The organism is Rhizobium mesosinicum, assembly GCF_019511345.1.
Lineage (GTDB): Bacteria > Pseudomonadota > Alphaproteobacteria > Rhizobiales > Rhizobiaceae > Rhizobium > Rhizobium mesosinicum.
This window is the reverse complement of the sequence record NZ_JAEUAK010000004.1, coordinates 420,639-444,724: the sequence shown is the minus strand read 5'-3', so window position 1 is coordinate 444,724 and position 24,086 is coordinate 420,639. Positions and strand designations below refer to the sequence as shown.

The following is a 24,086-nucleotide window of genomic DNA, read 5'->3' as shown; positions in this document are numbered from 1 at the left end:
GAAGCGCCCCAAGCGAATCTGAAGGATGCGACACTTTAGGAAGCGGCTTTCATGCGAACTGCTACGCGGCTGAGTTGCGCGGTCGTAATCGCGCGGAGCTTGCGATCGAACCTTAGAAAACCTTCGCGGCCGTTACTTCCACCTCGACCAGAAATTCCGGCCGGGTAAAGCCGTTGATGACGATGAGGGTCGAGACAGGTTTCGGGTCGAGCGTGAAGCGGTCGCGCACCGCCATATAGGCCGGAAAATCTTCCCGTTTCGTCACGAAGCCGGAAATGCGGATGACATCGGCAAAGCTCATCTCGGCCTCGTCGAGAATCGCCCTGATTGCCTCGAAGCAGAGCTCGGCCTGGGCCGTCACATCCTCTGGAATCTCTTCGTCGAGGCCGATGCCGAGCTGACCTGACGTGACAAGCAAGGACGCGCCCGGCGGCACGAGAAGGCCGTGATTGTAATTTCCGAAGGGGCGGCGGACAGACGGCGGGTTGAAAATCTTCTTCATGAAAAACCTCGCTACAGACAGAGTTTTATAGCGAGGTTTTTCTGCACATTCCAAGCACTTGCTTGTGGTGCGCTCTCAAAAATCGAGGGATTGCTGGGTAGGCGGCGGCGGGCCGACATGCACGCCTTCGAGCTCCAGCATGCGAAGCTTGGAGGTCGAACCGCCGGGCGCCGAAAAGCCGCCGATCTTGCCGCCTGCGGCCAGTACGCGATGGCAGGGAATGATGAGCGCGACAGGGTTCTTCGCCATTGCCTGGCCGACGTCGCGTGCGGCTTCCGGCCCTGCTCCAAGCTCCTTCGCCAGCGTGCCGTAGGTCGTCGTGCGACCCCAACTGACGCGGCGCGCGGCAGCATAGATATCGCGGAAAAATGCGTCCTGGCCGTCAAGATCGACGGCCACGCCGGAGAAGTCGACTTCCTCGCCTTCGAAGTAGCGCTTTACCGCAGCAACCGCTTCCAGAATTTGCGGCGTCGGCGTGCCTGGTTCTGCGGCCGGCAAACGGCGCAGCAACAAGCGTTCCGTCGAATCGGCGCTCTTCGTCGGCAACTGGAACCGCGTCACGCCGGCATCGCTCCAGGCAATGCCGCAAAAGCCGCCGGCGGTTTCGAAGATCAGGTATTGATGAACTTTCCGGGCCATCGTGAAACCTCGCATTCCGTTGGCTATTAGAATCGTACCGCGGAAGCTTAAGTTCAACCCGTTTCTTGCGCATGCCCAGATAAGGCGTCACGCTGATGCGGCAGTAGCGGCAAGCGTGGATATTTGCGGTCTCTTTGCCTTCGCCTTGCCTTTGACCGCATCGAACAGCGAGTAGCCGCCGGTCCACCGGCCGAAACCGCTGGCGATATTGATATGGCCTGCGAGGCCGATATTGCGAACTTCGGTTTTCCAGAGGCGGGTGTAGAAGCTCAAACGGTCGAGCGACATGTACTTGTCGTCGAGGCTGCCAACGGTGAGGCTCGGAAAGGGAAGCGGGTTTGTCGGCATTGGGCCGAAAGCGAGCGAACCGGGATGCAGCCTTTCCGTGGCCGGCAAATCGCAAGGGGCGACCAGAAGCGCTCCCTTGACCCGCCGGGCCATTGGCCGGTCAGCGAGCCTCGCCGTCAGAATGCAGCCGAGGCTATGGGCAACGACATAAGCTTCCCCCGCCTCCATCAGCGCCTGTTCCAGCCGCTCCATCCAGCGGTCCAGACGAGCATGGTTCCAGTCGTCTTGGCAGACCATCCGGCTCTGTGGCACATCATCAAGCCAATAGTGCTGCCAATGCCCCTCGTCGGAACCGAACAGACCCGGCACGATCAGGATTTTTGTCATTGCTATCTCCTGGCGTATGAGCAGCAAACTGGCGCGACGCATCTCCGCCAGAATTATCCATAAATTTTATCAACTAAAGAAATGAAGCTCCAAAACTTCTTAGAAAGCTGGAAAAATCCATCGCCGGCATCAGAAACTGCTGCCCGCGATATAGTCAGCAGCTGCCAGATATGCGTGACCGTGCGCGATTGTCTCAACCAGCCCGCTTAAATTTTGAAGCCTTAATTTGGAACCAGGAGTTTTTTCGGGGGTTAGGAAAGGGTCACCAAAGATGAAAATCGAAGGAGGATAGCTCCCATGCGTAAATCCCTTATCGCCGCTTCGTTGCTTGCCATCGGCATGGCTTCGTCGGCATTTGCCCAGTCCAATCCCGATAGCATCGGCCCCACCAATGGCGGCTCTACGGACCCGGGCTCGGGTAACTATTCGTCGGACTATACGAATGACGATAACGGCATTCATCCGGTTCCCGTTAGCCCGGTAGATCCGATGACGACGCAGAGCATCGGCGGTCAGGCCATCGATTGCCCCGGAATGCCGCAGCAGAACACGGGTGTTGATACACGCGGCGGCCAAAGCGGCGCTTCGATCAGCGAAGCCTGCCGGGAATACGACAACTGATCAGTCAAAGATCATTGAGAGAGGCCGGCTCGACCGGCCTTTTTCATGTATGTTTTATGAAACCGATCCGATTGCCTGCACAAAAGACCCTCAGGCAAGACAATGGGCAGCCTGTTCTATTGCGAGGCAGGCTTCCGCGCCTACAACAAATGTGCGGTAGGTGATCTTTTCGCACCGCTGATCACTCGGCCGGATGCGGGGTCGCCGATCGGTGACTGTCGTCGACGGGCCGTTCACCCCAAGCGGTGACGCGGTTCACCAGCGTGAAATAAAGACCATAGGGCAAGATCCGGAGGAACTTCAGCATATAGGTGAAGCGCTTCGGGAAGGTAATCTCGAAAGCCTGCGACTTGAGGCCCACCGCAATACGCTCTGCCGCAGCCTCGGGCGAAACCAGCGCCTGCATGGGAAAAATATTTTTGCGCGTTGCCGGCGTATCGACGAAACCTGGATTGATGAGTTGGATGCGGATGCCGATCTTGTCGAGATCGAATTTCAGGCTTTCGGCCATGTTGATCAGAGCAGCCTTGGTCGCGCCGTAAGCGGCACTGGTCGGCAATCCCGTGTAGCCCGTTACCGAGGAAACGACGGCAATTTGCCCCTGCCCCTTCGCCTTCATGTGGCGGATCGCCGGCAGCAGACAGTTGACGACGCCTGACAGGTTAACGGCAAAAGTTTTCTCGAAATCGGCCCGGTTCAGATCTTCGCCGTGGACGGGCTGATAGACGCTTGCACACAGGATCGCCATGGCAAGCGCACCATGCTCATATTCGATCGAGGCCATGACATGTTCCATGTCTTCGGCATCGGTCACATCGCCATCGAGCACGATGATGCTGCCAGACAATCCAGCCGCCTCGACCTGCAATTCCACCAGTTTATCGTGATTGCGGGCGGTGACGGCGACCTTGTATCCCTCGCCTGCGAGTTTCAGCGCAAGTGCCCGGCCTATTCCGGAACTCGCACCGGAAATCCAGACGATACCATGTTCCGGGCGGGCGATGAAATTACGCATGACACTTCCTCCGGTCTGCCAGTTTTTGCGAATACAGGCCCGGAAGCTCCTCATCTCTCCCGGGATAATGGCTCTATCACAGCATTGTGGCTGCTTTCGGCCGATGAGGTAACCCCACGACCTGCCGGAAGGAGCCGGCGCCACTGCCACTGAGCGAAAGGCCGGAAACGGAAGACTAATTTTATCGTCGGCTTAAAAGGCATGGAATAGGATTTCTTGCCAATGCCGCCTTGTGAAGGGAAAAGACCGTTCCTAAACTATGCTGAAACGAGGCAGATTCCATGACCTTCCACCCCTCCGTCATCGAGGCTATCGGCCACACGCCCCTCATCAAGCTCAAGGGTGTTTCCGAGGCGACCGGCTGCACCATTCTCGGCAAAGCCGAGTTTCTCAATCCCGGGCAGTCCGTGAAGGACCGAGCGGCGCTCTACATCATCCGTGACGCCGAGAGAAAGGGCCTGCTCAAGCCCGGCGGGGTCATCGTTGAAGGCACGGCTGGAAATACCGGGATCGGCCTGACGCTCGTCGCCAAGGCGCTCGGTTACCGCACTGTGATTGTCATTCCGGAAACACAGAGCCAGGAAAAAAAGGATGCGCTGCGGCTGCTCGGCGCCGAGCTCGTCGAAGTTCCGGCTGTTCCCTACAAGAACCCGAATAATTACGTGAAGGTTTCCGGCCGCCTTGCCGAGCAGCTCGCCAAGAGCGAGCCGAACGGCGCGATCTGGGCCAACCAATTCGACAATATCGCCAATCGCCAGGCGCATATCGAAACGACGGCACCCGAGATCTGGAACGATACCGAAGGCATGATTGACGGCTTCATCTGCTCGGTCGGCTCGGGCGGCACGCTTGCCGGTGTCGCGGCAGGCCTCAGGGGCTTCAACAAGGACATCAAGATCGGCATCGCCGATCCCGAGGGTGCCGCGCTCTACGAATTCTACGCGAACGGCGCGCTGAAGTCGGAGGGATCATCGATCACGGAAGGTATCGGCCAGGGGCGCATTACTGCCAATCTGGAAGGCTTCACGCCGGATTTCTCTTACCACGTCACCGATGCCGAGGCGCTTCCCTACCTCTTCGATCTGGTCGAGCATGAGGGACTTTGCTTGGGTGGCTCCTCGGCGATCAATATTGCCGGTGCGGTTCGCCTCGCCAGGGATCTCGGCCCTGGCCACACGGTCGTGACAATCCTCTGCGACTATGGCAACCGCTATCAGTCCAAGCTCTTCAATCCGGATTTCCTTTCGTCCAAGGGGCTGCCGATTCCTCCATGGATGGTCGGCTCGACGGATATCAAGATACCCTACGAACCCGCAGCGTGAGCCTCCATGCCAGTCAATGCCCTCTACCGTGACGACTTCTATCTTTCCACATGCGAAGCGGTCGTCACGGCCGTTCACGAGGACGGGGGCATCGAGCTGGATCAGACCTGCTTCTACGCGACATCGGGCGGGCAGCCGGGCGATACCGGCTTCTTCGAACGGGCCGACGGCTCCAAAATAGAGCTTGGCCAGGCAAAACACGGCGCGACCAAGGACATCATCATCCATGTACCGCTGGAAGGCCAGGCGCGGCCTCAGATCAGCGAAAAGCTGGTGCTGCACATCGATTGGCCGCGCCGCTACAAGCTGATGCGCATGCACACGGCCTGCCATCTCCTGTCCGTCGTCTGTTCCTATCCGATCACGGGGGCCGCCGTCGGCGAGGAAGAAAGCCGCGTCGACTTCGACATGACCGACACGATCGACAAGGACGATGTGACGGCCAAGCTGATGGACCTCGTCAACCAGAACCATCCGGTCTATCTTCAGTGGATTACGGACGAGGAGCTTGCGGCCAATCCCGGCATCGTCAAATCGAAAAATGTGCGCCCGCCTGTTGGACTCGGTCGCGTCAGCCTCGTCTGCATCGGCGAGAACTCCGCCATCGACAGCCAGCCCTGCGGCGGCACGCATGTTTCGGAAACACAGGAAGTCGGCCAAATTCATATTGCCAAAATTGAGAAGAAGGGCAAAGAGAACAGGCGCTTCCGCATTCGCTTCGGCCAGCCCGGCGGCGAAGCCTTATAGACGATATTTGGGGAGATCATCATGAGCGACACCAAGAGCCGTTTCGTCGTGTCGGCAGACTGGCTGCAGGCCGAACTCGGCAAGCCCGATCTGCGGGTGCTCGACGCATCGTTCTATCTTCCGGCGCAGAAACGCGATGCCGATGCGGAATATGCCGCCGGCCATATTCCGGGCGCCATCCGTTTCGATCAGGACAAGATCGCCGACCACTCGACGAACCTGCCGCACACGATCCCCTCCCCCGATTATTTCGCCACGGAAGTTGGCAAGCTCGGCATCGGCGAGAACGACCGCATCGTCGTCTATGACGGTATCGGCATGTTCGCCTCGCCGCGCGTCTGGTGGCTGTTCCGGGTGATGGGCGCAAAGAACGTCTTCGTGCTCGACGGCGGGTTGGACGGCTGGAAGGCCGAAGGACGGCCGCTCGAAACCGAAGTGCCACGCTATGCACAGGCGACCTTCAAGACGAATTATGATGCCAGCCGCGTCGTCCATCTCGAGCAGATGCGCGATATCGTTTCCAGCGCTGCGCTGCAGATCGCCGATGCTCGCAGCGCAGGCCGTTTCGCAGCAACCGAGCCAGAACCGCGTGCCGGCATGCGCTCCGGCCATATGCCTGGCGCCCGCAGCCTGCCATCAGGCGTCTTTGCCAATCAAGGCCGCTTCAAATCGCTACCGGAACTGAAGCAGACGATCGAGGATGCAGGTATCGATCTCTCCAAGCCGGTCGTCACCTCCTGCGGATCGGGCATTACCGCTGCCATCATCACGCTTGCGCTGGAATCGCTGGGGCATACCGATAACAAGCTCTACGACGGCTCCTGGAGCGAATGGGGCAGCCGCGAGGATACGCCTGTCGTCACCGGCCCGCCGGAACCGGTCAAAGCCTGACGCCATGGGAAAGACCCCCGCCTCGCTCAAGGCTCATATCACGCGGCTTGAAATGGTTGCGCCGCCGAAGGCAAGTCTGCCTGTACCCGTCAACATCCAGACGGCGATCATGCGGGCACCAGGAATCCCGCTCGCCTTCTACCGCTATCTCTACCGGCAGGTTGGCGCACGCTGGCAATGGGTCGACCGGCTGCGGATGAGCGACGAGGAACTGGCAGCGACGCTGCACGACAAGCGCAACAATATCAGCGTTCTCTACGTCAACGGCGCCCCCGCCGGCTTCTACGAATATCTTTGCGAGGACGAGGATATGATCGAGCTTTCCCATTTCGGGCTCATCGAGCACGCGCTCGGCCTCGGTATCGGCAAATGGTTCCTGCTTCAGGCGCTCTACGCCATCTGGACCTTGAACCCGAAGAAGGTCACGACGACCACCAACAATCTTGATCATCCGCGCGCACTGCAGCTCTATCAGATGTTTGGCTTCTCTCCTGTCTCTACGGGAACCGGGATCGTTCGTCCGCTGAGCGACAAGGAATTGCTGGAACTAGCCAGAAGAGGCTGATTGCGCTGGTCCCGAGCCCCGTTGGTTCAGGCAAGAATCGGGTGGTTTAGACGGCTTGAAGCGCAGACACTATGGCAAAGCTCACGAGGAGATTTGCCATGAACAGCATTCAATTTTCCGCCATGCCCACAGCAGAAGCGGAAGCGCTCTGGAATGGCGGACGCGACGCCTATGATCGTTTGCCGGAAACGCTTGTTTCCGATGGCGAGGGTTTTCCCTGTCGGCATTGCCTGAGGAATATCGATAACGGCGAAGAGCTTTTCGTCTTTGCCTATCGGCCTTTTCCAGAGCTGCAGCCCTATGCGGAAACCGGTCCGATCTTTCTGCACAAGCACCCCTGCCAACGCTATTCCGCTGACGAAATCCTGCCTCCCGTCCTGACCACGAGCCGCGACTTCATTGTGCGAGGTTATAATGAGAACGACAGGATCGTTTATGGCACTGGCGCGGTGACGGCGATCAACAAGATTCCGGCCTATGCGGAGGAACTGCTCGCTCGGCCCGATATCGCTTATGTGCATGTGCGCTCGGCGCGTAACAATTGCTACCAGTGTCGGATCGACAAAGTAAAAGCGCCGGCCCTTGCGGAAGCCGGCGCCTTCACCTGACCTTGAGTCAGCTGGTTTACGCTACGTTCAAGGCGCTTTCCGGCGCGACGGCTTCATAACCAAGCGCGTCAGCGACCGGTTTGTTGGTGATGCGGCCCCTGTGGACGTTCAAGCCGTTGCGCAGGTGCTTGTCCTCGGCGATGGCGCGTAGGCCGCGATCGGCGAGTGCGAGGCCGTGGACGAGCGTCGCATTGTTCAGCGCGTGGGCAGACGTGACGGGAACGGCGCCGGGCATGTTGGCGACACAGTAATGCACAACCCCGTCAACGACATAGGTTGGCTCGGAATGCGTTGTCGCATGTGAGGTTTCGAAGCAGCCGCCCTGGTCGATAGCGACGTCGACGATGACGGAGCCCTTCTTCATGCCAGAGAGCATTTCGCGGGTCACGAGCTTCGGCGCGGCAGCGCCGGGGATCAGCACCGCCCCAATAACGAGATCGGCGGAGAAAACCTCTTCTTCCAGTGCCTGAATACTCGAATAGCGCGTATGGATACGGCCGTTGAAGATGTCGTCGAGCTGGCGCAGGCGCGGCAGTGACTTGTCGAGGATGCTGACATCAGCACCGAGACCGGCAGCCATCTTGGCTGCGTGCAGGCCGACGACGCCGCCGCCGATGATCGCGACCTTTGCCGGGAGAACGCCGGGCACGCCACCGAGCAGGATGCCGAGGCCGCCATTGGCCTTTTGCAGCGCGGTTGCGCCGGCCTGGATCGACAGACGACCGGCGACTTCGGACATCGGCGCCAGAAGCGGCAGGCCGCCGCGATCGTCGGTCACCGTCTCATAGGCGATTGCCGTAACGCCGGAGGCGAGCAGACCCTTGGTCTGTTCCGGATCGGGCGCGAGATGCAGATAGGTGTAAAGAAGCTGACCGTCGCGGAGCTGCGCCCATTCCGACGGCTGGGGCTCCTTGACCTTGACGATCATGTCGCACTTTTCAAAAATATCCTTGGCGGAGGCGGCGATCTTCGCGCCAGCAGCCACGTAGGCGGCGTCATCGGCACCAATGCCAGAACCCGCCTTGGTTTCCACCCAGACCTCGTGGCCGTGGGCGACGTACTCTCTCACCGAAGCCGGCGTCAGGCCGACGCGGTATTCATGGTTCTTGATTTCCTTCGGGCAGCCGACACGCATACGCGTTCCTCTCATTTTATATCCGCATCCGCGGAGCGTTTTCTCACCCCTAAATCCAACCACCACAGCAACGAAATGTCCTTGCAAAGAGGATTTGCATAAACGAGAAGTTTCGAAGATTGTTGCGTCATTGCGCCAATTTTCGAAAGTTCTTCGAATGTCAGACCTCGACAATATCGATCTTGCGATTCTGAAGGCATTGCAGATCAATGCTCGCATCACCAATGCGGAGCTCGCCGACAAGGTCGGGCTGTCGCCTTCGGCCTGTTCGCGGCGGCTCGACATTCTCGAAAAAAGCGACGTCATCAGCGGCTATCATGCGCGGCTTTCACACAAGGCGCTCGATTACAAGATGATCGCGATCGTGCACATCTCGCTGTCCGGCCAGTTCGCCAAGACGCTGTCGGAATTCGAGGCAGCAGTGAAACGTTGCCCGAACGTGCTCGTCTGCTACCTGATGTCCGGTGAGTACGACTATATCCTGCGGGTCGCCGCCCGTGACCTGGAAGATTATGAGCGCATCCATCGAGACTGGCTTTCGGCGCTGCCGCATGTCGTAAAGATCAACTCGAGCTTTGCGCTGCGCGAAATCATCGACAGGCCGAATGTCGGCCTTTGAGCCCTTGCAAAGCCCTTGGAATCCTGCCCTAGCTTAGCGTAGCGGGTATCTCCCGCTTTAACGGCAAGACATGAAATCCAAAACCCACGGCTATATCTTCCTGCTTCTCGCGCTCACGATCTTTTCGGCGCAGGACGCAATCTCGAAGCATCTCGGTTCAGCCTATTCGCCCATCTTTGTGACGATGGTGCGCTACTGGGCCTTCGGTCTGTTCACCGTGGTTCTGGCGGCAAAGATGCGCGGCGGTATCGCCGCCACCGCCCGCACGAGACATCCGTTTCTTCAGGTTTCGCGCGGCATTCTGCTCGCAGTGCAGGTCGTTCTGGCAATCACCTGCTTTGCACTGATCGGCCTTGCGCATTCGCAGGCGATCTTTGCCGCAACCCCCATCCTGGTGGCGCTGCTCGCCATTCCGCTTCTCGGCGAGCGGGTCGGCTGGCGTCGCTGGACGGCGATCGGCACCGGGCTTTCCGGCGTGCTGCTGATCCTCAAGCCAGAAGGCGGGTTCTTCGACGTCAATCTGCTTCTGGCCGTCGTTTCCTGCGTCAACTTCGCATTCTACGTGATTGCCACACGTTACGTCAGCCGACAGGATTCGGCGATGACGAGCTTCTTCTATACGGGCGTCGTCGGTGCTGCCGTCATGACGCTTGCTGGCCCTTTTTACTGGACACCCATACACGGATGGGACTGGATGTGGATGCTCGCCGTCTGCCTGACCGGCACGTCGAGCCACTATTTCCTGATCCGCGCCTATGACAATCTCGACGCGGCCGCCGTGCAGCCGCTCACCTATATCCAGCTCGTCTACGCTTCGATCCTCGGCGTGCTGATCTACGGGGAAACGCTGACGCTGAACATGATTGTCGGCTCGCTTATCGTAGTTGCGGCGGGCATCTTTACCGTCTGGCGCGAACATATCGTGGCGCGGAGAGCGGTCGTGCCGAATTGAGACTTTCGCGGCAATTTTAAATAAGCGCCTAAAGGCATTTCAATCTTAGCTGCCTATGCTTCTCCCGAATTGGTCACGGGGACAAGCATGGTACGCAATCTCAAGATCACGGCCCGCAAGGCCGACCGCAGGAGTTGCCGCGTTTTTGGCAAGATCCGTTATCTGAACAACCAGGTAGATGCCCGCATCCTTGATATTTCCGCTACGGGTGCAGCACTCGAAGTCAAGGCGCCACTTTATGCGGCCTCGGGCAGCAAGGTCCGCATCGAAGCCGAAAATCTCGGCCTGCTCGAAGGCGTCATCCGCTGGACACATAATGGTCGCGTCGGCATCCAGTTCGACGCCAACTCCAATGCCCGCGCGCTCATTGCCTCCTATTTCCGCTTCTTCCATCGCGAAGTGCCACGCGTTCGATAAAGCTTTCCAGGATGGTGCCGTTTTGGCGGCATCGTCTTTGCCATTCTGTCATTTTCGCGATGTACTCCTTTGCCAATCATCCTAAGTTCATCGAACCGGGTGATGCATGATGTCAAAAGGAGTGTTTCCATGCCTTCCATTCTCGATGGGCCTGCAATGAGCCGTCGTTCCCTGCTCGGCGGTCTTGCCGCCACTTCCGCTCTGGTGCTGCTGCATCCATTTAGTGCTCGAGCAGCGGCCAACCAGGCGCATCTGCGGCTCATGGAAACGACCGACATTCACGTCAATGTTTTCCCCTACGACTATTATGCCGACAAGGCGAACGACACGATGGGCCTGTCACGCACGGCAACGATCATCGATACGATCCGCGCAGAAGCCGTCAACTCGCTGCTGATCGACAATGGCGACGTGCTGCAGGGCAATCCGATGGGCGATTACATGGCCTATCAGCATGGCATGAAGGATGGCGACGTGCATCCGGTCATAAAGGCGATGAACACGCTCGGCTATACGGTCGGCACGCTCGGAAACCACGAGTTCAACTACGGCCTGGATTTCATGTTCAAGGTGCTGAACGGCGCGAACTTCCCGTTCGTCTGCGCCAACCTGACCAAGGGCCAGCTCGCTTCCGATCCGAAGCAGGATGATCTGTTCTTCAAGCCGTACATCATCGTCGAAAAGCAGATCAAGGACGGAGCCGGCAATGAAAGCCCGGTCAAAATCGGCTTCATTGGTTTCGTGCCGCCGCAGATCATGCTGTGGGACATCAAGAATCTCGAAGGCAAGGCGCAGACGCGCGATATCGTTCAGGCCGCCAAGGCCTGGGTGCCGGCCATGAAGGAAGCCGGCGCCGATATCGTCATCGCCCTTTCCCACTCCGGCATCGACGGTTCCGGCCCATCCGAGAAGATGGAAAACGCCTCGCTGCATCTTGCCGCTGTCGAGGGTATCGACGCGATCTTCACCGGCCACCAGCATCTGGTCTTCCCTGGCCCGAAAACCTGGGACGGCATAGCCAATGCCGATCCGGTCAAGGGTACGCTGCACGGCAAGCCCGCCGTCATGGCCGGCTTCTGGGGTTCGCATCTCGGCCTGATCGACCTGCTGCTGGAGAAGGACGGCAACAGCTGGAAGATCGTCGCCTTCAGCTCCGAAGCACGGCCGATCTACCATCGCGACGACAAGAAGAAGGTCGTTGCCGACGTCACTGACAAGAAGGAAGTGGTCGAGGCCGCCAAGGCAGAGCATGAGGCAACGCTTGCCTATGTCCGCACGCCCGTCGGCAAGACCTCCGCGCCGCTCTATTCCTATTTTGCGCTCGTCGCCGACGATCCGTCGGTACAGATCGTTTCACAGGCTCAGACCTGGTACATCAAGCAGATGCTGGCGGATACGCAGTTCAAGGATCTGCCCGTTCTCTCCGCGGCGGCCCCCTTCAAGGCCGGCGGCCGCGGCGGCGCCGACTACTATACGGACGTTCCGGCCGGCGATATCGCCATCAAGAACGTCGCCGACCTCTACCTTTATCCGAATACGGTTCAGGCCGTCGCCATTACCGGTGCGCAGGTGAAGGAGTGGCTGGAGATGTCGTCGGGCATGTTCAACCATATCGAACCCGGTGCGAAGGACGCGGTCCTCCTCAACAAGGACTTCCCGTCCTACAATTTCGACGTCATCGACGGCGTGACCTATCAGATCGACCTGTCGCAGAAGCCGAAATATGATTCGTCCGGCAAGGCGGTCAATCCGGACGCGAACCGCATCCAGAACCTCGCCTTCGGGGGCAAAGCGATCGATCCGGCACAGAAATTCGTGGTCGTCTCCAACAACTACCGTGCAGGCGGCGGCGGCAACTTCCCGGGAATCGCCTCCGACAAGGTGATCTTCCAGGCGCCGGATACCAACCGCGACGTCATCGTCCGCTATGTCCATGACCAGGGCACGATCAACCCGTCCGCCGACGGCAACTGGACCTTCAAGCCGTTGCCCGGCACGACCGTCGTGTTCGAAAGCGGCCCGAAGGCCAAGCAGTACCTCGCCGACGTCAAGAGCGTGAAGATCGAGGATGCCGGCGAAGGCGCCGAAGGATTCGCGAAGTTCAGGCTGATTCTTTAAACCCCGCAGGGCGCGGTTTCTTCAACCGCGCCCTCTTCGCTCAGGCTGTTTCTGCCGCAGCTTCGATGCGACGACGAAGCAGGCCGAGTTCAGCCGGCGGCTCCTTTTCGATCCTGCGATATTGCCTGCCATCCCGAGTGCGGTGGACAAGCCCGAAGTCGAAAAGCTCGCGGCGCAGCAGCGCGGCATCGCCGAAGAGATGCAGGCGACTCACCAAGTCGCTGATTTCACGCTCCGTCAGTTCCGTATCCGCTGGTATTTCCGACCACAAGAACCATAGGCAAAGCTCCTGCAGCGTCCTTCTGCCCGGCCAGCGGATCAGTCGACCGTTGCCGTCGAAATGGCGTGATGCCTTCTGCACACGCTCTTCGTCCGGCAAAGGCTCAGGATCCGGCTTCAGGATCCACTCCTTCAGGACTTCGGCAGAGTGGGCCACGCTGCGGAAATGCTGGTAGTTGCGATAACCCGCTGCACGAGTCAGCAGATTGAGCATCTCCACATGGCTCGGCTTGTCAGCGAGCGCTCCGATTTGCTTGCGGAGGGATTTGGCAAAAGCCGAAAGATCGGCGATTTCCATTGGAAAGATAGATCTGGTCACGTCTTATCCTCAACGCGCCGTTTCCTCAAAAGGTGTCGGTGGTCGCCGGCTTTCGACTTCGGCACAGGACAAGTGCTGATGATCTTTCTGGAGCAGGTTTAGCTTCCCTTGCAGGACGGCGACGCCTCGGTGAACTGCAGACCGTGACGCCGTTATAGCAAAGGCCGGAAACTCGTCAACCGTGCGGCTATTCGGCAGCTTCGGGAATGGCATGCAGCCCGTCAATGCCCAGCATGTTGATCATTTCGCCATGGCTCGGGCACATGGAGAGCCGCCGGCGAAAGGCCTCGATCAGCCATTGCCCGGCGGGGCCTGGCGGATTGGCGGCCCTGTGCATGGCGTAGATCGGGTATTCGCCCTGCTCGTAAGCCTCCAGCTTGATGGCGACCAAGTTGCCGTTCATGATGTCCTCTCCGACGACCGAAACCGGTAGGCCACCCCAGCCGAGACCGCCCTTGATGAGCTGGTGCTTGGTCGCGATATCACTGACACGCCACGTCCTGTAAGACAGGACGTTGAAGTCCCGCCCCTTGGTCAGACCGGAGGCATCCGAAACCACAAGCTGGATCTCTTCGCGCACATCAGCCAGCGTCAGCGGACGACCAATGCTCGCCAACGGATGATCGGGTGCGACCACGGGGACCATGAACGAGTAACCGATCTTTTCGGCCACAAGCGAATCGTCCTGCCTCACAAGCGCCCCGCCAATCCCAATATCGGCCTTGTCGCTCATGACCATGTCCATCACCATGCCGAGCTCGCCGACATTGAGGTTGAGGGCTACACCAGGGAATTTTTCGCGGAACTCACGCAACACCATCATGGCGGCATCGGCAGGCACCATGACGCTGAGCGCCAGAGAAAGCTCCGCCTCCAGCCCCTGCTTGATGCTTTTTACACGTGCACGCATAACTTCGAGATCGGCCATCAGCCGGCGGGCATCTTCCAGCATCGCCTTGCCGGCATCCGTCAGTTTCGGTTGGCGGGCGCCGGAGCGCTCGAAAAGAGGCACTTCCAGTTGGGCTTCCAGATTGGCGATCGTATAGCTGATCACCGACTGCGCGCGGTTCAGCACGCGCGAAGCGGCCGAAAAGCTGCCGGTTTCGGCGACTGTCAGGAAAACCTGCAATTGATCCAGTGTCGGGTTGGGAAGCATCTTCCATCCAATCCATCGATAGTTTTGATCGACATTATCCCAGTTTTTTCGATAGCGGGCCAGCCTTATTTCTTCACTCGAATACAGCGGTTTACCGCTCCCAACGGCCGCTGAAACCCAATTCGAGAGGAAACTCAACCATGTCTTCCATTCTTCTTCTGACGTCCAGCCCGCGTTCGGAATCGCTTTCCACGTCGATCGCTGTCGAGCTCGCCGACAAGCTCAAGAGCCAGAACTCCGGTAGCGTCGTCGTTCGTCGCGACCTCGCAGCAAATCCACTGCCGCATATCGACGACCTGTTCACTGCCGCCATCCGCAAGCCGCCGGAAGCCCGTACGGCTGAGGAAGCTGCCGCCGTGAAGACCTCTGATGAGCTGGTCAACGAGCTTCTTGCCGCCGACAGCATCGTCATCGGCACCGGCCTCATCAACTTCAACATTTATTCGTCGCTGAAAACCTGGATCGATAACGTTGCCCGCGCAGGCCTCACGTTCAAGTACACCGAAAGCGGCCCGGTCGGACTCGCCACAGGGAAGAAGGTCTATGTCGTTCTCGCTTCGGGCGGCGTCTATTCCCAGGGTCCGGCTGCCGGCATGAACCATGCGGTCCCTTACCTGAAGTCGGTTCTCGGTTTCCTCGGCATCACCGACATTGAAACCATCTATGTCGAAGGCCTCGCCTTTGGCCCGGAAGCTGCAGAAAAAGCCATCGGCGCTGCCAAGTCGCGCGTCGAAGAGCTTGCTCTTGCTGCCTAAGCTTTAATTCAAAAAGTCCTACTCGGGGTCGGCGCAAGCCGGCCCTTTCATTTTGCAGAGAAATCATTGACGAAGGAGCGGGCCGTTTCCAGTATTTCGTCGGAGAGTTTTTCATCGTCCGCGATGCGCGCAAGGCCGAGCGCACCGGTCATCAGGCACCAGACGATGATTGCCTTGCGGCGCGCCTCAACCTCGTCGGCCGCGCTCATACGGTCTGTCATGTTTCCGAGATTCGTCTTCAGTTGCTCGGTCGCAAGCGACCGGCATTTCTCCCCGCTGCGGGCAAGATCGGCGGTCAGCGCAGCAAAAGGGCAGCCGCCGCTTACGTCATCGCGATGGACCTCGCTCAGGTAATTGGCGGAATATTCCGCCATCGGAACATCTGTCGGCGCCCTGCCCTCTGAGCGCACTTTTGCTTCCCAGGAACCGAAAGCCAGCTTCATTGCTTCCGCCACCATGTCATCGCGTGATGAAAAATGCTTGTAGAAGCCGCCGACTGTGAGCCCGGCCTCCTTCATCAGATCCGCGACGCCGATTCCCTCAAGTCCCTTTTCCCGCAGACGCCTGGAAGCAATCTCAACGATCCTGTCGTGCGTCTTCTGCTTTTCCAGCTGCGAATGGCCCATTGAAAATCTCCCGACATACGGACTTGACTAATCTGGATTACAATCATAATCCTTGTAGATATCGATCATAATCCAGATCGAGGCATCTTCCAATAGGAGCCATTCCCATGCGTCTCAAGAACAAGGTCGCACTCATTACCGGCGGCAACAGCGGCATCGGGCTTGCCACCGCCAAGGTCTTCGTCGCCGAAGGCGCGAAGGTCATCATCACCGGCCGTAACCCGGAAACGCTCGCAGCGGCCAAGAAGGCCCTTGGCAGCGATGTGCTGGCGCTGAAGATCGACCTCACCGACGTTCCGGCGGCGGCGAAGGTCTTCGCCGAAGCTGCTTCCGATGTCGGCAAATTCGATATCGTCTTCGCCAATGCCGGCATCGGTGGGGCAACGCCGCTCGGCCAAACGTCGCTGGAACAGTTCGAGAAGATCATCAGCACCAACCTGACCTCGGTCTTCTTCACGGTCCAGTCGGCGCTGCCGCATCTGAATGATGGCGCCTCGGTCATTCTCAACGGTTCTGTCCACGCCGTTCTCGGTGCGCCGGGCTGGTCTGCCTACGCCGCTACGAAGGGCGCCGTACGTTCGATGACCCGCAACCTCGCCTCCGAACTTGCACCGCGCGGCATCCGGGTCAATCAGGTAACGCCTGGCGGCACGCGCACGCCGATCTGGTCGCCCTACGCGCAGACGGAAGATGCAATGACGGCGCTCGAAGAAAAGCTCGGGAATATGAGTGCGCTCGGCCGCATGAGCGAGGCAGACGAGATTTCAAAGGCTGCGCTTTATCTCGCCTGCGATGATTCCAGCAATGTCACGGGGATAGAAATCACTGTCGATGGCGGCATGACGAGCGCTCCCTCCGGCGCCAAGATCTTCCGCGCCGCCTGAGCGGACCTGATCTAGCTGGCTTTTGCGACACCGGAGCGGCCCACAACACAGTTACGGCCGCTTTTCTTTGCCTCGTAGAGGCGACTATCCGCCGCCGAAAGCACAGTCGTGAAGCTTCCACCATCCTCGTCGGCGGTTGCAACACCTATGCTCACAGATACGGACGCGTCGTCAGGCGTCTTCACGCTGGTCACAATCGTCCAGCGCAGGCGCTCGGCGAGCAGCAATGCCTCCTCATGGCTGGTACCAGGGCAGACGGCGACAAACTCTTCGCCGCCGAAGCGGAAGATGCGATCGCTGGAGCGGAGCGTCGTTCCGAGCCTCGAGGCAATGGCCTTCAGAACCTCGTCGCCCTGCAGATGGCCGAAGCCGTCATTGACGTCCTTGAAATGGTCGGCATCGATGATGAGAACGGTCGCATACTGGCCCTGCCGAAGCGCCTCGCGCACCATCAGCGGCGCCTCCAGCTCCATGCGGCTGCGGTCATAGACGCCGGTCAAGATGTCGCGGCCGGTGCGCTCCAGAAGATCGTTGTAGCGCTCGCGAAATGTCAGATCGCCGAAGAGGTCGCTGATCGAGCGGGCCGAGGCGGCAACGCCGTCCCGGCGGACATAGTACTCGTAGACGGCAAACATCAGAGAATAGAGGCAGACAGCCAGCATTTTGGCTTCCCATCCCGCCCAGAAGGCAGCCATCGGAACGCCCACGAAATAATGAAGACCGCTGAAGAAACAGATCTGGTCAAAGGTCAAAAGCACGAGGCCGGAGATCATGAAGCGCAGCACCACGCGCCGGCGCATGAAATCGCCGAGTTTCTCGTAGAGCAGGATGATTCCGAGCGAGTCCAGATAGAGGATTGCCGTGCCCCAGACCATCAGCCAGCCCATCTCCTTCAGGAAGTCGACGTCAGCGGGATGGCCGGGCGACAGCTCCAGCGGCTGATGAAGCTGCAGCACCCATGCTATGGCGACGGTCAGAAGATTGCCGAGAAACAGACCATAGATCGGCTGGCGAACAGTCGCCGCGTCCTCCTGCAGGTAGAGCATAAGGATCATCATCAGCTTGCCGGAAAAGAAGATCGAAGACCCCGGCGAGACGTTCCCGAACGGCAGGGAAACATAGAAAACTGCTGCGAGATACGTCTCCATGAAATGCATGACGCCGAGCGCCGTCAGAAAGACGCCCAATCCGAGGCGATGGCGAAAATGCAGGAGACTGACCATCAGCACGAAATAGCCGACGGCTTCGAAGATGAAGAGCGCGGAGTTGAAAAGCTCCATCACAGTCCTCCACCGACAACAGGAGTGCAAGCCGCAGCCGCCGCGGCGGATCTTCTGTTCAATCGTCCGGAAAGCTCAAACACAAGCGGTGCCCTGCAAAACCTGCAGGCGCCACCTTCACCATAATCCTTTAAGATTAGGTGAGCAAAGCAGCAGTTTCCATCACGGAAATGGTGTCATAGTTTTGAAAAACAACGGGAAATGTCAGCTTGGACCACGCTGGCCCTTAGACCTGACGAAGCTTCTCGCCATCACTGAAAAGAGAAGGCCCGTGCTGATCGATAATCTGTTGCGCCTTGCGCACCGTGCATTCGATCGCATCATCCGACGAGGAAAAGAGATCCGCGCGGATGAACTTGCGGACGAGAACGTCCTCACCGACCTTCTTTTCGATGCGGCCGGCCAGACGATACTGGCCGCCTTCCTTCTGCGGCTCGGCATAGATGGTGCAATCGCCATAGAGCTGAGGCTCACCGGAAGGACCCGCAGTTGCATCGCTCGAGGATTTGCCGCCGCCGGAGAAGACCGAAAGAATGTTTGAAAGGAACGAAGCCATAATCCGCCTTTAGCACGCAGTGCAGTTGACGCAAAGTCAAATGATCAGGTTTGCGAGGATCTCGTTTTCGGTAATATCCTCAAAACCCATGCCCGCGCTTTCGAAATTGGCAACCAGCGTCACGAAGTTCTCAGGCGCCGTCGTTTCGATGCCGATGAGGATCGAACCGAAATTGCGCGCCGATTTCTTGAGATATTCGAAGCGGGCGATATCGTCATGCGGTCCGAGAAGATTGAGGAAATCGCGCAGCGCGCCGGGGCGCTGAGCAAGACGCAGGATGAAGTATTTCTTCAGGCCGGCGTAGCGCATGGCCCTTTCCTTGACATCGGGCAACCGCTCGAAATCGAAATTGCCACCGGAGACGACGGCGACGATCGTCTTCCCCTTGATGGCCTCGCGATCCATGGCGGAGATTGCCGTCAGCGACAGCGCGCCGGCCGGCTCCAGCACGACACCTTCGACGTTCAGCATTTCCTGGATGGTGACGCAGATGGCGTTTTCCGGCATCAGCCTGACCTGCTCGGCTGAAAACGCCTTCAGTGCCGCGAAATTCAGGTCGCCGATGCGCGCAACCGCTGCACCATCGACAAAATTGTCGACTTTGGGGAGCGTCACCACCTGCCCCGCCTCAAGGCTACGACGAAGGCTCGGGGCACCGGCAGGCTCGGCGAAGACAAAATCGGATTTCGCGACAACGCCATCGAGATAACCGGTGATGCCGGCAGCAAGACCACCGCCGCCGACCGGCAGGACGACCATGTCGGGCACCGTGCCTTCGGGAAGCTGCTGCATGATTTCCGCGGCAACTGTCGCCTGGCCCTCGATAATATCAGCGTGATCAAAGGGCGGCACCATGACCCCGCCGATCGCGTCCACGTGATCGCGGGCGGCCTGATAGCACTGATCGAAGAAATCGCCGATGAGCTCGATCGCAATGAAACCGGCACCGAACATGCGGGTCTTGTCGATCTTCTGCTGTGGCGTGGTGACCGGCATGAAGACGACGCCCGGCACGCCGAAGTGGCGGCAGACGAAGGCGAAGCCCTGAGCGTGATTGCCGGCGGAAGCACAAACGAAGGTCTTGCCGCCGGCACCTTCGGCAATCGCCTTGCGGAAGAAATTGAACGCGCCGCGGATCTTGTAGGAACGAACGGGCGAAAGATCCTCGCGCTTCAGCCAGATATCCGCGCCGTAGCGGGCGGAGAGGTGATCATTGAGCTGCAGCGGCGTAGCAGGGAAAAGGCTGCGCATTGCCTCTTCTGCGCCTTCGACATCGTGTCTTGTCACGGGGTTCGTCCATTTTTCAAAAATATAAACGGCTATGACACAAGCCGCGTGCGGAAAGAAGCCCGGTTGGCGCATTTGCGATTCGCCCGATGAAAGGCTTCCTTAAGCGGATCTTCAGATTGAGCTGAGATGAAGCGCTTTTAACTTGATGGCGCCTAGCACTCGCCAATATGACAGTACGATGACATCCAAGATCACAAAGCCGCTGGCCTGGCTTCTTCTCGCCTTCATCCTGTTTGTAACAGTTTCGCCGATCGAATTGCGTCCGCGCACGACCGAGACACCCGATATCGACCGTGCCGTGGCTTACCTGATGGCAGGGCTGGCTTTTGCTCTCGCCTATCCAAGGCAATGGAAAACCGTCGCCGTGCTGCTGATTTTCGGTGCGGGTGCGATCGAATGTCTGCAGTACTTGTCGCCGAGCCGACACGCGCGTCTTCACGATGCGGGCGTAAAGGCAATGGGTGCGGCACTCGGCCTAATCGTCGGCTGGGGCTTCAACAAATGGCGTGAAACGAAAACCGGGGCGAATGCCGCCACGTAATTTGCCGGGACGCTGACACGCGTCCGGCACGTTAAAGCCCGCGCAGTTGCAACGCCCAAAAGAACAGCGGCACCACCGCCATCGTCGTTCCCAACAATAGAAAGGCACTCATCTTGAAGAGCCTGATGCGCCGCGTTCTTGCTCCATCCCAGTCGTAAACCATCGTCTTACTCCCACTAAGACAACACTTACTCAACTGCACAGTGCCTACATTTTTTGCACCGTTAAGGCCATAGACAAGCGCTGCCCATGGTTTGTTCACCTTATACAAGCATATTCGAACAGATTTATAAAGATAGTGCGAGCGATGGGATTGAGCCCGTATAGGCTAAGGCCGAGGGGTGTGCGCTGACGTAATCCGCTGCGCCTCTTCATTACTGGAATCAGCGCTCAGCATAAAGCTGCTGGGGCGTTTCGATGGCGCCGCCCTCGATCCAGATAACCCAATGTCGAGAGATGTGGAATTCAGCCAAGGTTCCTGCGTTCTTCCAGGTCGCTGGCCGTTGAGACGAACTCGCCGGCACCTGCCTTGATCAGCCCGTCGCGGATATGCTGCATATCGGCTTCTTGGGCGTAGTGCAGCGTAGCGAGGAACGGCTCGATGCCGAAGTCGGGCGCAAGCGATTTGACCTGCTTCATATGTGCGGATGCGGCAATATGGTCGCCGAGCCAGCCATAGCAGGCCGCGACGAAAGCGTGCTGTACCTGGTCCATGGCGGAAAGATGCATGAAGGCCTCGATCGCCTCGCCATATTGCCGGGCGGTGAAATGGGCCTTTCCGAGGTGACTCCAAAAACGTGCCGGATGATGCGGGTTGAGCCGCATGGCCTTGCAGATCCACTCGACTCCTTCTTCCGGCCGGCCGAGCCAGGTCAGCAACTCGCCCTGCTGAACCACCACCAGGTCGTAATTGGGGTTGAGCGAGAGGGCGCGCTCCTGATGATAGCGTGCCGTCGTCAGCTGGTTGTTGTTGACATTGACCGCGGCGAGAATGCGATGCACGTCGGCGTCGTTGTCGTCGAGCGCAAGCGCCCGCTCCAGCTCGGAATTGACCTGCGCCCAAGCCGCATCCTTGTCACTGCACCAGCCGTTCACCCAGGCCTGCCCGAGGATGCAAGCGCGCCAGGCATGGGCATGCGCATAGCCTGGGTCGAGTTCGATGGCCCTGTCGATCAGCGCCTGGGCTTGCTCATTGTCCGAGGGGCTGCTTCTATGGTGCAGCACCTTGGCCGCGAGCGCGCATTCGTAGGCGGCCATGTTTGCCGGCTTCGTGCGGGCGAGTTGGTCTCGCTGGGCCGCCTCGACGCGCCCGGGAAGCGTGGCGGCGATCGCGGCCGTCACCTCGTCCTGAATGGCAAATATGTCGTCGAGTTTGCGGTCGTATTTGTCCGCCCATACATGGGCATCGTTGACCGCATCGATCAACTGCACCGTGACGCGCACCCTGTCACCGATTTTCCGTACGCTGCCTTCGACCAGGTACTGGGCGCCGAGCTTCTCGGCCACCTCGCGCACATTGACGGGCTGGTTCTTGTAGACGAAGCTGGAGTTGCGCGAGATGACGAAGAGCTCGTGGCGGCGCGACAGCTCGGTGAGGATATCCTCGGTCAGACCGTCTGCAAAGAACTCCTGCTCGGGATCGCCGCTCATGTTGTTGAAGGGAAGAACGACGATCGTGGGTTTGGAAGCGGTCCGCTTGCCGTCCGCGGCATCCGCTGCGGGCGCGAGGACGATGTCGTCCACCCCGACCCGGTAAAGGTGAACCGGACGGCTGATATTCTTCAGTGCCTTCTCGCCAAGGTCCTCGATGGCTACTTCGAGTCGATCGGCAATTTGCGTCGCCACCGCGGCCGTGATGCAGATGCCTCCGACATCGGCCAGTTGTTCGACCCGCGCGGCAATGTTCACACCATCGCCGAAAATGTCATCGTCGTCGAAAATGATATCGCCGACATTGATACCGATCCGAAATTCTATCCGTCGACCCTGCGGCACGTCGGAATTGCGCCGCTTCATGCGCTGCTGGATTTCCACGGCGCATCTCACAGCGTCCGTCACGCTTTGGAATTCGACCAGCATGCCGTCGCCCGTCGTCTTGATGATGCGGCCCTCGTTCTTGGCGATGGCAGGGTCGATCAACTCTATCCGGTGCGTTCTGAGGCGGGCGAGCGTGCCTGCTTCGTCCGCCTCCATCAGTCGGCTATAGCCTGCCATGTCGGCCGCCAGGACTGCTGCTAGTCTTTGTTTCATCGATTTGCCAACAACGGATTCGCCATGGCCAGACCGGAATTGGCGGCCTCGACCCATTCTACCGCAGGCCGTTGTGATCGCCTATCTAAATTAGCGTCTGCTGATGATACGAGGCGGGCAAAGCAGCCAGCGCTTTGACATCCGTGAACATAGATGAGGCCCATACTTTCTTTGCAAAATCGACCATGGCTGCAAGGCAACAAGCAGTCCGGGAGCTTGCCGGAAAATCCAACAAGGTATGCCTGTTTGGCCCAGTCTCCGCGTCCACGCCCCGGCTGCCCCGCCCCAGCAAATATCAGGATTTCTGTTCGAGGGAGGATAAGCTGCTTTCAAACGATAATCTAATTTGGTGCGAGCGACGGGGATCGAACCCGTATAGCCTAAGGCCGAGGGATTTTAAGTCCCTTGCGTCTACCAATTTCGCCACGCTCGCGCGCCGTCCAGATCAACGACTTAGGCGGATTCGTCAAGTTTTGTTTGCAGGACACCCCCCTGCGTTTTGCGAAACCTGCCGATACTTTGTCCCCAAAAATAAAACGGCGGCCCAAGGGACCGCCGTCTCAAAACTGATTTTGTCGAAGCTCAAGCCAGTTTCGCAGCAATCGTGGCGACGTGCGCGCCCTGATACCTGGCAGCTTCGAGCTCGATTGCCGAAGGCTGGCGAGAACCGTCACCGTTGGTGATGGTGGATGCGCCGTACGGCGAGCCGCCCTTGACTTCTTCCGTACCCATCTGACCCTGGAATGCATAGGGAAGGCCGACATAGGCCATCCCATGATGCAGGAAGGTCGGGACGAAACCGAGGATCGTCGATTCCTGGCCACCATGCTGGGTCGCGGACGAGGTGAACATCGAGCCGACCTTGCCGACCAGCTTGCCGGTGAACCATAAGCCGCCCGTCTGGTCCCAGAAATTGCGCATCTGTGATGCGACCGTGCCGAAACGCGTGCCGGCGCCGACGATGATCGCGTCGTAGTCAGCCAATTCATCGACGGTCGCAATCGGCGCTGCCTGATCGAGCTTGTAGTAAGAAGCCTTTGCGACTTCTTCGGAAACCAGTTCCGGAACGCGCTTGACGACGACGTCAGCGCCGGCGGACTTCGCGCCTTCCGCTACGGCATAAGCCATAGTTTCGATGTGGCCATAAGCCGAATAGTAAAGGACGAGAATCTTCGCCATTGTTATCTCCAACGAGGACTGGTTGAATTTCGTGACCGCGACCGTTCTACCAGCGCATCCGGTTCAACATAGTCCTGCGCGCAAGAACTCACTGTTCACCGCCTGTAGACGAAATTTCACTTGCCGTTTCGTTTCGACACTTGAG

General features: G+C 58.8%; 26 protein-coding genes, 1 tRNA gene and 1 pseudogene. 13 read left to right on the top strand and 15 right to left on the bottom strand.

Annotated elements, in window-relative coordinates; translation table 11 throughout:
- Nucleotides 1–112: 112 nt before the first annotated feature.
- From JNB85_RS13075 to JNB85_RS13065, 3 genes are all read right to left on the bottom strand, one after another.
- Entirely contained in the window at nt 113–502 is a 390-nt protein-coding gene (locus JNB85_RS13075) for a RidA family protein (RefSeq protein ID WP_220334724.1), read from the bottom strand.
- A 75-nt stretch (nt 503–577) separates the two neighbouring features.
- Entirely contained in the window at nt 578–1,141 is a 564-nt protein-coding gene (locus JNB85_RS13070) for a methylated-DNA--[protein]-cysteine S-methyltransferase (protein WP_220334723.1), read from the bottom strand.
- 87 nt (nt 1,142–1,228) lie between these two features.
- Complete coding sequence (locus JNB85_RS13065) at nt 1,229–1,816, bottom strand: RBBP9/YdeN family alpha/beta hydrolase (protein ID WP_220334722.1); 588 nt, start codon at nt 1,814–1,816, stop codon at nt 1,229–1,231.
- A gap of 297 nt (nt 1,817–2,113) precedes the next feature.
- On the opposite strand from JNB85_RS13065, the gene JNB85_RS13060 reads away from it, so the two are divergent.
- The gene (locus JNB85_RS13060; protein ID WP_220334721.1) at nt 2,114–2,437 is read left to right on the top strand and encodes a hypothetical protein; all 324 of its coding nucleotides are present in this window, start codon (nt 2,114–2,116) and stop codon (nt 2,435–2,437) included.
- A 181-nt stretch (nt 2,438–2,618) separates the two neighbouring features.
- On the opposite strand, the gene JNB85_RS13055 is transcribed toward JNB85_RS13060, so the two are convergent.
- Entirely contained in the window at nt 2,619–3,452 is an 834-nt protein-coding gene (locus JNB85_RS13055; RefSeq protein ID WP_220334720.1) for an SDR family NAD(P)-dependent oxidoreductase, read from the bottom strand.
- Nucleotides 3,453–3,733: 281 nt separating this feature from the next.
- Here JNB85_RS13055 and JNB85_RS13050 point away from each other — a divergent pair, with 281 nt between their 5' ends.
- From JNB85_RS13050 to JNB85_RS13030, 5 genes are all read left to right on the top strand, one after another.
- Complete coding sequence (locus tag JNB85_RS13050) at nt 3,734–4,774, top strand: cysteine synthase A (protein ID WP_220334719.1); 1,041 nt, start codon at nt 3,734–3,736, stop codon at nt 4,772–4,774.
- 6 nt (nt 4,775–4,780) lie between these two features.
- Entirely contained in the window at nt 4,781–5,521 is a 741-nt protein-coding gene (locus JNB85_RS13045; RefSeq protein ID WP_220334718.1) for an alanyl-tRNA editing protein, read from the top strand.
- Between the two features lie 21 nt (nt 5,522–5,542).
- A complete protein-coding gene (gene sseA, locus JNB85_RS13040) occupies nt 5,543–6,412 on the top strand; it encodes a 3-mercaptopyruvate sulfurtransferase (RefSeq protein WP_220334717.1) in 870 nt (289 codons plus the stop codon).
- A 4-nt stretch (nt 6,413–6,416) separates the two neighbouring features.
- On the top strand, nt 6,417–6,977 hold the full coding sequence (locus JNB85_RS13035) for a GNAT family N-acetyltransferase (RefSeq protein WP_220334716.1): 561 nt from the start codon (nt 6,417–6,419) through the stop codon (nt 6,975–6,977).
- Between the two features lie 98 nt (nt 6,978–7,075).
- Nucleotides 7,076–7,585 (top strand): DUF1203 domain-containing protein, encoded by a 510-nt coding sequence (locus JNB85_RS13030; protein WP_220334715.1) that lies wholly within the window; start codon nt 7,076–7,078, stop codon nt 7,583–7,585.
- A 16-nt stretch (nt 7,586–7,601) separates the two neighbouring features.
- Here the strand turns inward: JNB85_RS13030 and ald are convergent, their stop codons facing one another.
- The gene (gene ald / locus JNB85_RS13025) at nt 7,602–8,720 is read right to left on the bottom strand and encodes an alanine dehydrogenase (protein ID WP_220334964.1); all 1,119 of its coding nucleotides are present in this window, start codon (nt 8,718–8,720) and stop codon (nt 7,602–7,604) included.
- A gap of 157 nt (nt 8,721–8,877) precedes the next feature.
- Here ald and JNB85_RS13020 point away from each other — a divergent pair, with 157 nt between their 5' ends.
- The 4 genes and pseudogenes from JNB85_RS13020 (at nt 8,878) to JNB85_RS13005 (ending at nt 12,826) form a co-directional block, all read left to right on the top strand.
- Complete coding sequence (locus JNB85_RS13020; protein WP_220334714.1) at nt 8,878–9,339, top strand: Lrp/AsnC family transcriptional regulator; 462 nt, start codon at nt 8,878–8,880, stop codon at nt 9,337–9,339.
- Between the two features lie 70 nt (nt 9,340–9,409).
- A complete protein-coding gene (locus JNB85_RS13015) occupies nt 9,410–10,291 on the top strand; it encodes a DMT family transporter (RefSeq protein WP_220334713.1) in 882 nt (293 codons plus the stop codon).
- Between the two features lie 87 nt (nt 10,292–10,378).
- Nucleotides 10,379–10,693: pseudogene (locus JNB85_RS13010) on the top strand (PilZ domain-containing protein); the annotation flags it as partial.
- A gap of 144 nt (nt 10,694–10,837) precedes the next feature.
- Nucleotides 10,838–12,826, top strand: a complete 1,989-nt coding sequence (locus tag JNB85_RS13005) for a bifunctional 2',3'-cyclic-nucleotide 2'-phosphodiesterase/3'-nucleotidase (RefSeq protein WP_220334711.1) — start codon at nt 10,838–10,840, stop codon at nt 12,824–12,826.
- A gap of 40 nt (nt 12,827–12,866) precedes the next feature.
- On the opposite strand, the gene JNB85_RS13000 is transcribed toward JNB85_RS13005, so the two are convergent.
- Nucleotides 12,867–13,424, bottom strand: coding sequence for a DUF2087 domain-containing protein (locus tag JNB85_RS13000; protein ID WP_220334710.1), 558 nt, complete (start codon nt 13,422–13,424; stop codon nt 12,867–12,869).
- A gap of 187 nt (nt 13,425–13,611) precedes the next feature.
- The gene (locus JNB85_RS12995; RefSeq protein ID WP_220334709.1) at nt 13,612–14,580 is read right to left on the bottom strand and encodes a LysR family transcriptional regulator; all 969 of its coding nucleotides are present in this window, start codon (nt 14,578–14,580) and stop codon (nt 13,612–13,614) included.
- 140 nt (nt 14,581–14,720) lie between these two features.
- Here JNB85_RS12995 and JNB85_RS12990 point away from each other — a divergent pair, with 140 nt between their 5' ends.
- On the top strand, nt 14,721–15,335 hold the full coding sequence (locus JNB85_RS12990) for an FMN-dependent NADH-azoreductase (protein ID WP_220334708.1): 615 nt from the start codon (nt 14,721–14,723) through the stop codon (nt 15,333–15,335).
- 47 nt (nt 15,336–15,382) lie between these two features.
- On the opposite strand, the gene JNB85_RS12985 is transcribed toward JNB85_RS12990, so the two are convergent.
- Complete coding sequence (locus JNB85_RS12985; RefSeq protein WP_220334707.1) at nt 15,383–15,961, bottom strand: TetR/AcrR family transcriptional regulator; 579 nt, start codon at nt 15,959–15,961, stop codon at nt 15,383–15,385.
- Between the two features lie 107 nt (nt 15,962–16,068).
- Between JNB85_RS12985 and JNB85_RS12980 the strand changes: the two genes are divergently transcribed.
- Nucleotides 16,069–16,845, top strand: a complete 777-nt coding sequence (locus JNB85_RS12980) for an SDR family oxidoreductase (protein WP_220334706.1) — start codon at nt 16,069–16,071, stop codon at nt 16,843–16,845.
- 11 nt (nt 16,846–16,856) lie between these two features.
- On the opposite strand, the gene JNB85_RS12975 is transcribed toward JNB85_RS12980, so the two are convergent.
- From JNB85_RS12975 to ilvA, 3 genes are all read right to left on the bottom strand, one after another.
- Entirely contained in the window at nt 16,857–18,128 is a 1,272-nt protein-coding gene (locus tag JNB85_RS12975; protein WP_220334705.1) for a GGDEF domain-containing protein, read from the bottom strand.
- Between the two features lie 223 nt (nt 18,129–18,351).
- On the bottom strand, nt 18,352–18,681 hold the full coding sequence (locus JNB85_RS12970; RefSeq protein WP_220334704.1) for an HlyU family transcriptional regulator: 330 nt from the start codon (nt 18,679–18,681) through the stop codon (nt 18,352–18,354).
- Between the two features lie 36 nt (nt 18,682–18,717).
- The gene (ilvA, locus tag JNB85_RS12965; protein ID WP_220334703.1) at nt 18,718–19,968 is read right to left on the bottom strand and encodes a threonine ammonia-lyase; all 1,251 of its coding nucleotides are present in this window, start codon (nt 19,966–19,968) and stop codon (nt 18,718–18,720) included.
- 181 nt (nt 19,969–20,149) lie between these two features.
- On the opposite strand from ilvA, the gene JNB85_RS12960 reads away from it, so the two are divergent.
- Nucleotides 20,150–20,512, top strand: coding sequence for a VanZ family protein (locus JNB85_RS12960; RefSeq protein ID WP_223216490.1), 363 nt, complete (start codon nt 20,150–20,152; stop codon nt 20,510–20,512).
- 31 nt (nt 20,513–20,543) lie between these two features.
- Here JNB85_RS12960 and JNB85_RS30940 read toward each other — a convergent pair whose 3' ends face one another.
- From JNB85_RS30940 to wrbA, 4 genes are all read right to left on the bottom strand, one after another.
- A complete protein-coding gene (locus JNB85_RS30940; RefSeq protein ID WP_262928181.1) occupies nt 20,544–20,675 on the bottom strand; it encodes a hypothetical protein in 132 nt (43 codons plus the stop codon).
- Nucleotides 20,676–20,977: 302 nt separating this feature from the next.
- The gene (locus JNB85_RS12955; RefSeq protein WP_220334701.1) at nt 20,978–22,762 is read right to left on the bottom strand and encodes an adenylate/guanylate cyclase domain-containing protein; all 1,785 of its coding nucleotides are present in this window, start codon (nt 22,760–22,762) and stop codon (nt 20,978–20,980) included.
- A 347-nt stretch (nt 22,763–23,109) separates the two neighbouring features.
- Nucleotides 23,110–23,195, bottom strand: a tRNA-Leu gene (locus tag JNB85_RS12950).
- 149 nt (nt 23,196–23,344) lie between these two features.
- A complete protein-coding gene (gene wrbA / locus JNB85_RS12945; RefSeq protein WP_220334700.1) occupies nt 23,345–23,941 on the bottom strand; it encodes an NAD(P)H:quinone oxidoreductase type IV in 597 nt (198 codons plus the stop codon).
- Nucleotides 23,942–24,086: the final 145 nt, after the last annotated feature.

Coding starts and splice junctions, on each gene's coding strand:
- JNB85_RS13050 (WP_220334719.1), top strand. CDS start 3,734: ATGACCTTCCACCCCTCCGTCATCGAGGCTATCGGCCACACGCCCCTC.
- JNB85_RS13030 (WP_220334715.1), top strand. CDS start 7,076: ATGAACAGCATTCAATTTTCCGCCATGCCCACAGCAGAAGCGGAAGCG.
- JNB85_RS12970 (WP_220334704.1), bottom strand. CDS start 18,681: ATGGCTTCGTTCCTTTCAAACATTCTTTCGGTCTTCTCCGGCGGCGGC.
- JNB85_RS13045 (WP_220334718.1), top strand. CDS start 4,781: ATGCCAGTCAATGCCCTCTACCGTGACGACTTCTATCTTTCCACATGC.
- JNB85_RS13075 (WP_220334724.1), bottom strand. CDS start 502: ATGAAGAAGATTTTCAACCCGCCGTCTGTCCGCCGCCCCTTCGGAAAT.
- JNB85_RS13020 (WP_220334714.1), top strand. CDS start 8,878: ATGTCAGACCTCGACAATATCGATCTTGCGATTCTGAAGGCATTGCAG.
- JNB85_RS13005 (WP_220334711.1), top strand. CDS start 10,838: ATGCCTTCCATTCTCGATGGGCCTGCAATGAGCCGTCGTTCCCTGCTC.
- JNB85_RS12960 (WP_223216490.1), top strand. CDS start 20,150: ATGACATCCAAGATCACAAAGCCGCTGGCCTGGCTTCTTCTCGCCTTC.
- JNB85_RS13060 (WP_220334721.1), top strand. CDS start 2,114: ATGCGTAAATCCCTTATCGCCGCTTCGTTGCTTGCCATCGGCATGGCT.
- JNB85_RS12990 (WP_220334708.1), top strand. CDS start 14,721: ATGTCTTCCATTCTTCTTCTGACGTCCAGCCCGCGTTCGGAATCGCTT.
- JNB85_RS13015 (WP_220334713.1), top strand. CDS start 9,410: ATGAAATCCAAAACCCACGGCTATATCTTCCTGCTTCTCGCGCTCACG.
- JNB85_RS12985 (WP_220334707.1), bottom strand. CDS start 15,961: ATGGGCCATTCGCAGCTGGAAAAGCAGAAGACGCACGACAGGATCGTT.
- JNB85_RS12980 (WP_220334706.1), top strand. CDS start 16,069: ATGCGTCTCAAGAACAAGGTCGCACTCATTACCGGCGGCAACAGCGGC.
- JNB85_RS13035 (WP_220334716.1), top strand. CDS start 6,417: ATGGGAAAGACCCCCGCCTCGCTCAAGGCTCATATCACGCGGCTTGAA.
- wrbA (WP_220334700.1), bottom strand. CDS start 23,941: ATGGCGAAGATTCTCGTCCTTTACTATTCGGCTTATGGCCACATCGAA.
- JNB85_RS12955 (WP_220334701.1), bottom strand. CDS start 22,762: ATGAAACAAAGACTAGCAGCAGTCCTGGCGGCCGACATGGCAGGCTAT.
- JNB85_RS13065 (WP_220334722.1), bottom strand. CDS start 1,816: ATGACAAAAATCCTGATCGTGCCGGGTCTGTTCGGTTCCGACGAGGGG.
- JNB85_RS13055 (WP_220334720.1), bottom strand. CDS start 3,452: ATGCGTAATTTCATCGCCCGCCCGGAACATGGTATCGTCTGGATTTCC.
- sseA (WP_220334717.1), top strand. CDS start 5,543: ATGAGCGACACCAAGAGCCGTTTCGTCGTGTCGGCAGACTGGCTGCAG.
- JNB85_RS30940 (WP_262928181.1), bottom strand. CDS start 20,675: ATGGTTTACGACTGGGATGGAGCAAGAACGCGGCGCATCAGGCTCTTC.
- JNB85_RS12995 (WP_220334709.1), bottom strand. CDS start 14,580: ATGCTTCCCAACCCGACACTGGATCAATTGCAGGTTTTCCTGACAGTC.
- ald (WP_220334964.1), bottom strand. CDS start 8,720: ATGCGTGTCGGCTGCCCGAAGGAAATCAAGAACCATGAATACCGCGTC.
- JNB85_RS13070 (WP_220334723.1), bottom strand. CDS start 1,141: ATGGCCCGGAAAGTTCATCAATACCTGATCTTCGAAACCGCCGGCGGC.